The following is an 11,048-nucleotide window of genomic DNA, read 5'->3' on the forward strand; positions in this document are numbered from 1 at the left end:
GGGTCTCCTCGGCCTGGCGACGCGGGGCTGACCGACGTACAGGCGGACTTCACGGCGGACTTCTGTCATGCATCCCGACAGTTCAGGACGACGCTGCCGGCGGTGCGCACCGGGCGGGTGCGCAGCCCGGCAGGCCTGAGCGGCGTCAGTCGCCGCCGGTGATGAAGTCGGCTATCGCGGCAGCGACGGCTTCGGGCTGCTCATCGGGGATGAAGTGCCCGGCACCGGGCACGACGACCCCGGTGGTCTTGTCGGCCCATGGGCTGATGGAGGCCGCCATGTCCGGGATGGAGCCGCGGCTGCTGGATATTCCGAGGACGGGCACGGTCAGATGCTGCCGGTCGAGCGCCTGGTGGTTCTTGCGCGCCGACTCAGCGGCGTCTCGGTAGTAGGCGAGGGAGGCCCGGAGGCCGCCGTCGGCGGCGAGGGCCGCTGCGTAGTGGTCGAGATCGGCGTCGTCGAATGTGCCGGGATCGAGGGCCTTCGCCTTCAGGAACCAGCCGACGTACTCCCGTTCGCGGCCGGCGAGCAGGGTCTCGGGCAGGTCGGGCACGAGGTGGAACGCGAAATGCCAGGTCTTCCACGCCCGGGCGGGGTCCGTGGGAATCGCTTCCGGGAGGGTGATGCCGGGAATTCCGGCGTCGAGCAGGGCGACCCCGCGCAGTTGGCTTTCGTGGTTGAGGGCGAGGGAGAAGGCCACCCAGGCCCCGATGTCGTGAGCGGCCAGCCAGTAGGCCGGCACTCCGAGCGCCGTGACTGCGGCGTGGACGTGGGCGGCGACCGTGTGGGTGTCGTAGCTCCCCTCCGGGCGGTCTGAGTGGCCCTGGCCCGGCAGGTCGATCGCGATGACACGGAACCGGTCGGCGAGGCTGGGCATGACCTTCCGCCAGGCCCACCAGGTCTGCGGGAACCCGGCGAGCAGGACGACAGCCGGGCCGGCCGACCGGCCGCCTTCGACGGCATGAAGGCGGATGCCGTCTGCGTCGACCCAGCGGTGGGTGAATCCGGCCAGGTCGTGCAGAGGCAGGTCGCGGACGGGGCTGCTTCCGGAGACGGTCATGAGTTCCTCCATCGGTGGTGTTGGAGTGTGCTGGTCCGGCGGTTCGCCCGAGGGCCGTGCTCGCTCGGGCGATGTCCGCGATTGAGGAGGTCACTGCTCCTGACGAGGCCGGCAGGACGGCCAGGCCGCTCTGCATCGGTCTGCGGCGACGCCTGGTCATGATCACGCCGGAAGGCTAGCACATCTTGAACCGATCAGTTCAAGATAGGATGACGGGCAGCATCCGGAGCACCGACTCACCGGCAAGGAAGTGCCACGTGGCAGGCAAGAAGCAGTTCGACATGGACACGGCGCTCGACGCCGCGATGATCCAGTTCTGGCGCGCCGGATACGCCGACACCTCAGTCCACGACTTGTCGCGGGCAACCGGCCTCAACCGCAGCTCGATCTACTCCTCGCTCGGCGACAAGGACACGCTTTTCCTGCGCTGCCTGGATCGCTACGCCGCGCGTTACGGCGACAAGTACGACGCCGCCCTGTCGTGCGCGGCCTCCGAACCCCTTGCGGCTGTCCGCGCGTTCTTCGACGTCACCCTCGAACGCATCGCCGATCCCGAAGTGCCCGATGGATGCCTGATCACTCAGTCGGCCATGGCGATTCCCGTGCTGAGCCCGGTCGTCGCGGCGCACGCCAGGCAGGCGCTCGGCCTCCAGCGCCTGCGTCTGCGAGCGGCGCTGACGGCGGGCCGAATGACCGACCAGGACGCCGAAGCCTTCGCTGTCCACGCGGCGGCCGTGAACCAGTCTCTCGCCGTCATGAGCAGAGCCGGGGCGAGCCCGGCACAGCTCCTGGCCGTAGTGAACGTGACCGTTGACGCCCTCTCGCACGCTTTGCGCGCTCGCGAATAGGCGGCTCCCAAAAGGTTCCTGCGGGGCATGCGTCACCGCGATGAGGCCTGTGTCGAACTTCCCTCCGCAGCCGAGCGGCACGATCTTGCCGATGACGGGTGACTCCTGGCTGGTGGTGCTGACACCAGGCTCATCACGCTCTCCCTGTGTCACCGGCCCCCCGGTCAGGGTGATCGACATGAGCCGACGCACCGTTTTGATCACCGGTACGAGCCAGGGCCTGGGCCGTGGTGTCGCCTTCGAACTCGCCGAGCGGGGCCACACCGTCCTGCTGCACGGTCGTGACCGCCGGCGCCTCGAGGCGGTGGCCTCCGAGGTGAGGAACACCGTCTCCGGCGCCACCGTACGCACCTACCTCGCGGACCTGGCCGACCTCGACCAGGTGCACGACATGGCCGCCCGGATCCGCGCCGCCGAACCCCGCCTTGACGCACTGGTCAACAACGCCGTCGCCGGCGGCGGCGCGGAACCCCTCCGCCGGGAAGTGAGCCGACAAGGACACGAGCTGCGGTTCGCCGTCAACCACCTCGCCCCGTACGCCCTCACCCGCGACCTGCTGCCCCTGCTGACGGCCTCCGCGCCCGCTCGCGTGGTCAACGTCGCCTCCACAGGGCAGGAAGCCGTCGACTTCGACGATGTGATGCTGGAGCGGGGCTACGAGGGCCTGCGCGCGTACTGCCGCAGCAAGCTCGCGATGATCATGGCGACGTTCGAGCTGGCCGCCGAGCTGAAAGGGACCTCCGTCACGGTCAACACCCTCCACCCCGCGCATCTGATGGACACCGCGGGAGTGCGCGCGTACGGCCTGACTCCGGTCGCCGGCATCGAGGAGGGCGTGCGGCCCACCGTGCGACTGGTGCTCGACCCGGACCTGGAAGACACCACCGGGCGTTACTTCGACCAGTTCACCGACACGCGCGCCCACGAGCAGGCGTACGACGCAAAGGCCCGCAAGCGCCTGATGGAACTGACCCACCGACTCCTTGACCTGCGCCCGCCCCACGCGTAACAGCCACCGCCCCGTGACCGAGGGTCGCGGCACAGCATGCCCGGGTCGGCGATCAGGCGGACGGTGACGGCAGATGGATGACGAGGACCGATTCGAGGTCAGTCGGCGTACACGAAGACCAGGCACAGAACCGCGAACGGCACGGCGGACGCGCCGAGCAAGGTCAGTGCCGCCGGGACGGCCGCCGTCAGTCGCTCCTTGTTCTTGCGCCGACCCGAGCGGAACACCTCGCGGGCCGAGATGAGCGGCAGCGCCACCAGAGCGAGGAAGACCACTGGAACCAAGAATCGGCTGAACGTGGTGGTGCCGGTGTCGGTGACCAGGTGCCAGGTGGTCGTACCGAAGACCACCGCCGGGCCGGCCAGCAGGCCGAACGAGAAAGCCGACGCCAGGGCGACGGTCAGCCCTTCGGTCAGCCGCTCGGCACGAGCACGCTCCCGGCGCGCATCCGTCGCCCTGCTGTCCCCCACGCCCGATCCCCCACCTGCCGCAGTTCGGTGCCGCCGGACCCCGAGCGACCGTTCAGCCTGTGGTCAGCAGGAAGGCAGCACCAAGGACCGAGCCTCAGGACATGATGATCTCACGGGTCCAGCGGCCCGACGGGCCTCCACACCGGCTGTCGGTGCATCGGTGGCTGCGCCGTCGACCTCAGTCTGTCGGTGTCGGCACGGCGCAGGCATCGGCGATCGCCCGCGTGTCCCAGTAGAACGGACGGACCTCGGTGATCCGCCCGTTCTTGACCGTGATCGCTTGCAGAATCGGGAAGCCGAGTTCACGGCCGCTCGCGCGAGCGCGAGCACGGACCTGCGTGAGCACGACCGCGGTCTCACCGGTGGCAAGGAACTGCTGCTCCACCATGTGGAACGACTCCCACACCTCTCCCATCAGGAGGAAGAACTGGGTCATGCCCTCGTGCCCACGCCAAACACCCCCGTAGGGCAGAGCGTCGGCCTGATGCAGCTCGACATCCGGCGCGAAGAAGGGGGCGAGCAGGTCGAACGACGCCTCGCCGGGTCCTCCCGCCGCCAGATATTCCGCCTCAGCCGCGTACATGCCGGTCAGGACCTCTGCCGACTCCGTGGTGAATGACAGTGTCATGCCGCCAGCATGAGCACTACGGACGAGCCTTGCTGGCGGCAATCAGACATCGTTGTGCGGCGCGTCCGGACTGAGCTAGGACGGGAGCGTCGCCGTTCGCGAGCTCAGGCCAGGTCCCCTCAGCCCGGCTGACCGTGGGAGTTCTCCTCGAGGTTCGCGCGGAGGGTGGCCAGGGCTGAGGCGATACGGGACATGTCTTCAGGGGGGACCACCGCGGTCAGCGAGACGAGTTCGCTTTCGACGATGGGGCGGGAGGTGGCCAGCTCCTTCTCACCCTGGGGAGTGAGGCGGATGACGGAGGACCGGCGGTCCTGGGGGTGCGCGTCCCGCAGGCACCAGCCCGCAGCCACCAGCCGGTCGACCGCCTTGCTGACGGCCCCCACCGTGATCGCCAGCTCACCGGCGATGTCGAGTACGCGGCATCCCGGTAGGCGGTCGATGATCTCCAGGAACTCGAACTGCCCCAGCCCTATACCCCGTTCGGCACGCAGGCGAGCGCTCACCGCGTTGTAGAGCCGGGTCTCGACGCGGACGATGTCGGTGAAGATCGGGGTGACGCGGCTCACGACAACAACCTCCAGTGGATTCCCGGGAATCATCTTCCATCGAATCCGGTTGGGCTCAGGCAGATGGATTCCTTGGAATCCATCCTCGCACCGCACCCGACTCACGGAGGCCCCGCATGTCCCGTCAACAGCGCGACGCCCTGGACGCCCTGCTCCGCTCCGCCCCTCGCAACGAGACGCGACCCACTGTCGAGGAACAGCGCAACGGTTTCACAGCGGCCGTCGCCCGCCCCGCGCCGGAGGGCGTGGTCTCCCGCTGGACCGTCCTGGGCGGGCGGCCTGCCCTGGAGCTGGAGCCGGCCGGAGTCCGCGGCCGCGGCCGGCTGCTCTACCTGCACGGCGGCGGCTACGTGATCGGCTCGCCGGACACCCATGCCGGCCTGGTCGGCGAACTGTCCCGCCGTGCCGGGCTGCGAGCGATATCGGTGGACTACCGGCTGGCGCCGGAACACCCCTTCCCCGCAGCCGTCGACGACGGGCTCGCGGCCTACCGCGAGCTGCTGGCAGGGGGTACCGACCCGCGGGACCTCGTGGTGGCAGGCGACTCCGCCGGCGGCGGCCTGAGCATCGCCACCCTGCTCGCAGCCCGGGCAGCCGGGCTGCCGCAACCAGCCGCCGTGGTCGTCTTCTCCCCCTGGGCCGACCTCACCCTCGCCGGAAGAAGCATCCGTTCCAAGGAGGACGCCGACCCCATCTTCACCGAGTCCGACATCCGCGCCTACGCCGATCTCTACCTCGGCGCAGGCGACCGGGCGCATCCCCTCGCCAGCCCGGTGTTCGCCGACCTCACCGGACTGCCCCCACTCCTCGTGCAGGTCGGGGCGAACGAGGTGCTGCTCGATGACGCGGTGCGGCTGGCCGGGCGCGCGGGCGCCGACGATGTCGAGGTCACTCTCGAAGTAGGCCCCGGACTCCCCCATGTCTTCCAGCACCACTACGGACGTCTCGACGAGGCGGACGCCGCACTGGACCGCGCCGCCCGTTTCCTCAACGCCCACCTGAACGGCGACGAAGCGGACGGCGACCGTCTCGACCCGGTGCGTCCACAGTGGCGGACCACCTGACGGTGACGGCCGAGCGTGCCGGCCGGAGGGACCGGACCCGACGGCGAGGCGGACACCGCGACACCACTCCGGCCAGCAGTTCTGACGCAGCGTCAGGCGGCTGGAGTGATGGGTCCGCACATCACATTGCCGGGCTCGGCCGGATCGTCGCTGATCCAGAACTGGGTCCACAGCAGGGCGAACTCCGTACGGCTGAGGTACCCGTCGCCGTCCTGGTCGAGACGGTCGAAGACCTCCCCCGTGGTCGTGCTGCGGCCGTGCCACGTATCGATCAGCCGCTGGTGTTCGACGCGGGAGATTCGGCCGTCCCCGTTCTCGTCCACCGCGTCGAAGATGGTCTCTGCCGTCGCCGCGACGGCTTCCCGCATCAACGGCAGACGATCGACCACGGTCATCAACTCGTCCATGCCGACCTGTCCGCCCCCGTCCGCGTCAGCGGCCTCAGCGAGATACGGCCACCACCCCAGGGTCACGCTGCGCACACGCCCGGCGAGCTCCGGACTGGCCGCCACCCGCGGCAGACGACCCCAGCGCGCCGCGAGCGCTTCGAAGTCCCCTTCCTCCAGATAACCGTTGCCGTCCGCGTCGAACGCGTCGAACATCGCCTGAATCTTCGCTCTCTGAAACCCACTGGCCACCACAAGCCCCCTGACGCTTCCTGTTGGGGACAGCCTGTCCCGTCCGGCCCCTCACCCAACAGCGCACCGGATCGCTCCAGTCCCGGCGCGTGACACAACGCCCCGTCCGAACAACCCCCCGCGCCGGTTTGCCCCCGGGGGGCGAGGCGTCCTGACTGCCGTGATGACGCGGCGCCCGGCCCGATCGGTGGGGAAGACGGTCTGCGCGGTGTCCAGGCACTTGTTGCCGGTGATCCGGTATCGCCGCCCTCGCACCAGCCGCGCTCTCCTCAATCAGTCGCGGCCCCGACCGGTGTAGAGCTCCAGTTCTCCGTCGAGTTCGACGGCGAGGACGGTGCCGTGCGGGGCGATGTCGGCCTGCGGGGGCGCGTCTATCCACAGCACGCCGGGGACGTCGTGCAGGCCGCCGGTGACCCGGTGGGCGAGTTCGGTCCCGGTTCCCAGCACACTGACCCGGCGTACCGCGTTGCGCAATCCGCGCACGGAGACCGTCTCGCTCGGCGGATCGAAGCAGACCAGGTACAGCGTGCGGTGGTCCGGGGACAAGGTACTCGGACCGTAGTGGTGCCCCGGCGGCAGTCCGGCGACGCTGCCGTGGACGGCCGCGGAGTGGCGCCGTGTCCAGTCTCCGAGCCCTTCGAGCCGCTGGGCCTGCTCCGCCGGGATGGTGCCGTCCGCCCGCGGGCCGACGCCGAGCAGCAGGTTGCCTCCCATGCCGATCGTCTCCGCGAAGTACCGCACCAGCTGTCCGACCGTCTTGTGGTTGCCGTCCTGCGGCCGGTACCCCCAGGAGTCGTTGACCGTCAGGCACAGCTCCCAGGCGGTGGCCGGGGCGGACATGGGCAGTCCTTGCTCGGGGGTGGCGTAGTCTCCGTGGCCGAGCAGGCGGGCGTTGCACATCGTGTCCGGTGACAGGTCGCGGATCGTCCGGGCCAGTTCGGACATGCGCCACTGTTCCGCCGAGCGTTCCCATTCACCGTCGAACCAGATCAGGTCCGGCCTGAACCGGGTGAGCAGTTCGCGTACCTGACCGTCCCGGTAGTCGAGGTAGCGGTTCCATGCACGCGGGTCCTCCGCCCCCGGGGCCGGGGACACGTACGGGCTGTCGACCAGCTCGGGGTGCGGCGGCCGGGGGTGCCGCACGGTGGCGTAGTCGGGATGGTTCCAGTCGGAGTGCGAGTAGTAGAGGCCGGCCTTCAGACCTCCTTCTCGCATCGCTTTCACGTATTCGGCGACCAGGTCGCGGCCCGCGGGTGTGCGGCGGACCACGCTGAGATCGCCGAACCCCGTGTCCCACAGAGCCACTCCGTCGTGGTGACGAGCCGTCAGAACGGCGTAGCCGGCACCGGCGCGGGCGAAGAGCCGTGCCCAGGCGCCGGCGTCGAAGGCGGAGGCGGTGAAGCCGTCGAGCTGGCGCATGTACTGGTCGTGCGGCATGACCGAGTCGAAGAAGGCCCAGGATTCAGGAACTCCCTCGACCGCGTAGATGCCGTAGTGCACGAAGACGCCCAGTTTGGCCTCGGTGAACCAGGGCTGCATGGTCATGGAACCGTTCCTCGCAGATCTTGGGGAAGACATCGTGCCGACGAGCCCAGGTTGCTGCCGCTCAGGGTATGAGGAAAAGTCGTCTCGACTTCAGGATCGTGGATCTTCTGGGAAGGTAGACCAGGATCACCGGCGAAAACCAGATGTATCGCCGGCCCGTGTGTACTGCCGGAGCGGGCGACGATGCGGCGCGCCGGGGGCGGCCGTCGCCTCTCCGCGTCCCCTCGGCCGAACTTCGCTGACACGAATCTGCTGATCGGCGGACTTCGGTGACGACGAACGGACTTCGGTGGCGCAGGACACCCACTGTTCGATGCCATCGCACAGTGGGTGTGCCACCGAACCTTGATGGACGCGGGTTCGTGCCACCCCAGATCCACTGCTCCGTCCTACGGCGCGGGACGCCTTCTACGTCGATGTGGGGTCCCCATCGGCGCGTTCGGCGCCCGGGCCCCGGGCCGGCATCGCCTCCCGTGCCCACGCCAGCACCTCCTCGGCGTCCAGCCCCGTGACCCAGACGTCGGCGTGCCCGGTGTCACCGCCGTTCGGCAGCGGGCCTGCCCCGATCACCCGCAGACCCGCGCGCCACGCCGACTCGATCCCGGTGAGGGAGTCCTCGACGGCGAGGGCGGTCGCTGGAGGGACCCCGCACAGGCGCGCCGCCGTGCTGTAGACGTCGGGCCACGGTTTGGGCCGCACCACCTGGCCCTCCTCACCCAGCGCCGCCGCCTTCGCCGTCTCCTCCGCGCCGGGCTCGCCCGGCATCACCGTGGGCACGACGACGTGGCGGAAGTACCGGCGCAGTCCGGCGCGGCCGAGGCTCTCGTCCACCACTTCCAGCGGGCAGTTGCTGGCCACCGCCAGCGGAACCCGGCGGGCGCACAGCCGTACGAACTCGGCGGCGCCCGGCATGGTCAGCGGGTCTTCCGCGACGAGGGCCAGGAAGTGCCCGAGGAGCGCCGCCGTCAGCTCCGTGGCCAGTTCGGGCTTGTTCGTCTCCTGGGCCATGAGGCGCCCGCAGTCCACGTAGTGCACGCCCTTGGCTCGTTCCGCGAAACCCGGCGGCGGCAGCAGTCCGAACTCGCGGAAGGCCCGGTTGCGGGCGTCCTGCCAGTGGCGCTCGGTGTCCATCAGGGTCCCGTCGCAGTCGAAGACGACCGCCTCGGGGTACCAGTTCTGGAGAAAACGTGACATCGGTGCCACGGTGGCCTCCTGGGGGCGGGCGGTCACGCGTGTCGCGGGACCGCGGAGTGAAGGTTGCGGCCGTCCGAGACGGGCCCTCCAGGGCCGTCGCCGTCCCGTCGTCGATCCCCTCGACCGGAACGATTCGCATTTCGAGGCATCAGCCGCAAAAGGAAAACATTGCGACAGCTACGTTATTTTGAGCGCGAACGGCAGCACAATCACTACTTCGAGTGCTCGACCGCGGCGCGGAAAGGGTGTACACGGGCCTTTGCGGTGAGTCCGGGATCCGGTTTCCGAGTCAGCCAATGCGTCGTGGAAAAGGGGGACTTGGCGCGAGCCTCCGTGGCACGCACACTCCGCCGACGTGCGACGACGCCGTCGACCGACGGCGCGGGAATCAACCCTGAAGAGTCACTTGCCACTCTCGCGCGCGTGCATTCGAAAAAACGTGCAATAACGGCACGCAGTTGACGCCTGTTTGCTCCAGGCGTACGCGGGCGCACTACATTTTCCGTCGTTCATCCGACAACGAGGCGAGGGGCACGGGAACGTGCAGGAACGGGCCAGAGAAACCCGCAGATCACTCCTGGAGGCGGCCGCCTGCCTCTTCGCCCGGCAGGGGTACGCGGGGACCAGCGTCAACGAGATATGCGCCCGGTCCGGGCGGACCAGCGGCTCCGTCTATTTCCACTACGCCAACAAGGAAGGCATCGCCCTCGCCGTCGTCCGCGACGGCTTCGCCACCTGGTCCGGCCTCGCCCCGCGGTACGAGGACCGGACCGTGCCCTCGCTCGACCGCCTCGTCGTTCTGAGTTACGAGATCGCCCGCGCCCTTTCTGAGGACCCCCTGACGCGTGCGGGCGCCCGACTGTGGGCGGAGCGCAACACCATCAACGCGCAGCTTCCCGACCCCTTCGCCCTCTGGGCTGCCGCGGCCACGCGGCTGCTCGCCCAGGCCCTCAGTGAGGGTCAACTGGCCGCCCATGTCCGCCCGGCCCCCACCGCCCGCACCCTGGTCCGCGCCTTCTTCGGTTTCTGTGTCCTCACCGAGGCACTGGAAGGGCCGGAAGCGCTCACCGGCCGTCTCGCCGACTGGTGGCACCTGACCCTTCCCTCACTCCAGCGGGACCCGCCCCCGGAGCGCGCCCCGGTGCCCCCTCCGGCCGACGGCGCTCCGCTCGCCTTCGGGGCGGCCCCGCCGGCGCCCACCACCGCCGGGCACGGCGGCACCCGGTAGCGGCCGGCCCTGCAGCGCGCATGTGGCACGCCCAGGCAGCCGTCGCGGCGCTCCACTGGAGCTGCTCCCGGCGGTGCGGCGGTACTGCGCTGGTGGAGCCAGTCGGCCAGCTGCCGGGTGAGCCGGGCGTCGTCCGTGTCGTGCAGGAGCCGGGCGACGGCAAGCTCGCCCGGAGTGTGCTCGCCCAGGCCGCCGGGATCGGTGGTGACGATGGCCGGCGGGCGGGCGCCGTCCAGGTGCAGCCAGCGGCGCAGCGCCTCCTCGCGGCCGTAGGTGACCTCCTGCACGGTGAGACGGGCGGGGTCGAAGCCGGGACGGGCGATGCCCGTCTCCCCGAGCTGCGGCGGCTGCGGCTCCAGCCCGCCGGACCATCCGGCAGGTGCGTCTGGATGGTCCGGCGGGACCCACACGGGGGCGTACGCGTCCGCTCCAGGCTGCGCGGCGTTGGCTGGCTGATCGGGGCGTCAGGCAGGCGGGTGAGTGACGAGGAGCCGGATGTGTTGCTCACCGCCAGCCAGGTGGCGCAGTGCCGTCCAGCTGCTGCCGGGGGCCGCCGCCGATCGCGCTCTGAAGCAACTTTCCTGCGGCTACGACCTGTTGTTCGGGAGCGGAGCTCGTAGGGCGCGGCCCGGCCGAGCTCGCCGTCCTGGGCCGGCTGAGGCAGCGGCGGGGGGGGGGGGGGGCCCCCCCCCCCCCCCCCCCCCCCCCGCGGGGGGGGGCGCCCCCCGGCCCCCCCCCCCCCCCCGGGGCCCCCCCCACCCCCCCCCCGCCGCCCCCCCCCCCCCGGGGCCCCGCGCC

The 11,048-nt window shown here is 70.3% G+C and carries 11 protein-coding genes; 4 read left to right on the plus strand and 7 right to left on the minus strand.

The genetic code is table 11. From position 1 onward, the window contains the following. Positions 1-145 precede the first annotated feature (145 nt). A complete protein-coding gene (locus ACIRG6_RS26475; protein WP_403324775.1) occupies positions 146-1,060 on the minus strand; it encodes an alpha/beta fold hydrolase in 915 nt (304 codons plus the stop codon). 257 nt (positions 1,061-1,317) lie between these two features. Here ACIRG6_RS26475 and ACIRG6_RS26480 point away from each other — a divergent pair, with 257 nt between their 5' ends. Together ACIRG6_RS26480 and ACIRG6_RS26485 are read left to right on the plus strand one after the other, a co-directional pair. Then, positions 1,318-1,908 (plus strand): TetR/AcrR family transcriptional regulator, encoded by a 591-nt coding sequence (locus tag ACIRG6_RS26480; protein WP_364824280.1) that lies wholly within the window; start codon positions 1,318-1,320, stop codon positions 1,906-1,908. A 178-nt stretch (positions 1,909-2,086) separates the two neighbouring features. Then, a complete protein-coding gene (locus ACIRG6_RS26485; protein WP_364684163.1) occupies positions 2,087-2,917 on the plus strand; it encodes an SDR family NAD(P)-dependent oxidoreductase in 831 nt (276 codons plus the stop codon). Positions 2,918-3,015: 98 nt separating this feature from the next. Here ACIRG6_RS26485 and ACIRG6_RS26490 read toward each other — a convergent pair whose 3' ends face one another. The 3 genes from ACIRG6_RS26490 to ACIRG6_RS26500 form a co-directional block, all read right to left on the minus strand. Next, entirely contained in the window at positions 3,016-3,387 is a 372-nt protein-coding gene (locus ACIRG6_RS26490) for a hypothetical protein (protein WP_364824284.1), read from the minus strand. A gap of 178 nt (positions 3,388-3,565) precedes the next feature. Beyond that, a complete protein-coding gene (locus tag ACIRG6_RS26495) occupies positions 3,566-4,015 on the minus strand; it encodes a nuclear transport factor 2 family protein (RefSeq protein ID WP_364684167.1) in 450 nt (149 codons plus the stop codon). Positions 4,016-4,134: 119 nt separating this feature from the next. Then, a complete protein-coding gene (locus tag ACIRG6_RS26500; RefSeq protein WP_403324776.1) occupies positions 4,135-4,581 on the minus strand; it encodes a MarR family winged helix-turn-helix transcriptional regulator in 447 nt (148 codons plus the stop codon). Between the two features lie 116 nt (positions 4,582-4,697). Here ACIRG6_RS26500 and ACIRG6_RS26505 point away from each other — a divergent pair, with 116 nt between their 5' ends. Continuing rightward, complete coding sequence (locus tag ACIRG6_RS26505) at positions 4,698-5,645, plus strand: alpha/beta hydrolase (protein ID WP_403324777.1); 948 nt, start codon at positions 4,698-4,700, stop codon at positions 5,643-5,645. Positions 5,646-5,737: 92 nt separating this feature from the next. On the opposite strand, the gene ACIRG6_RS26510 is transcribed toward ACIRG6_RS26505, so the two are convergent. The 3 genes from ACIRG6_RS26510 to ACIRG6_RS26520 form a co-directional block, all read right to left on the minus strand. After that, a complete protein-coding gene (locus ACIRG6_RS26510; protein WP_350720847.1) occupies positions 5,738-6,283 on the minus strand; it encodes an EF-hand domain-containing protein in 546 nt (181 codons plus the stop codon). 273 nt (positions 6,284-6,556) lie between these two features. Beyond that, on the minus strand, positions 6,557-7,828 hold the full coding sequence (locus ACIRG6_RS26515; RefSeq protein ID WP_403324778.1) for an alpha-L-fucosidase: 1,272 nt from the start codon (positions 7,826-7,828) through the stop codon (positions 6,557-6,559). Between the two features lie 408 nt (positions 7,829-8,236). Next, positions 8,237-9,031 (minus strand): HAD family hydrolase, encoded by a 795-nt coding sequence (locus ACIRG6_RS26520; protein WP_403324779.1) that lies wholly within the window; start codon positions 9,029-9,031, stop codon positions 8,237-8,239. Between the two features lie 532 nt (positions 9,032-9,563). Between ACIRG6_RS26520 and ACIRG6_RS26525 the strand changes: the two genes are divergently transcribed. After that, positions 9,564-10,250: a ScbR family autoregulator-binding transcription factor gene (locus ACIRG6_RS26525; RefSeq protein WP_364684179.1), complete on the plus strand. Its 687-nt coding sequence runs from the start codon at positions 9,564-9,566 to the stop codon at positions 10,248-10,250. Positions 10,251-11,048: the final 798 nt, after the last annotated feature.

The organism is Streptomyces flaveolus, from assembly GCF_044765825.1.
Classification (GTDB): domain Bacteria; phylum Actinomycetota; class Actinomycetes; order Streptomycetales; family Streptomycetaceae; genus Streptomyces; species Streptomyces flaveolus.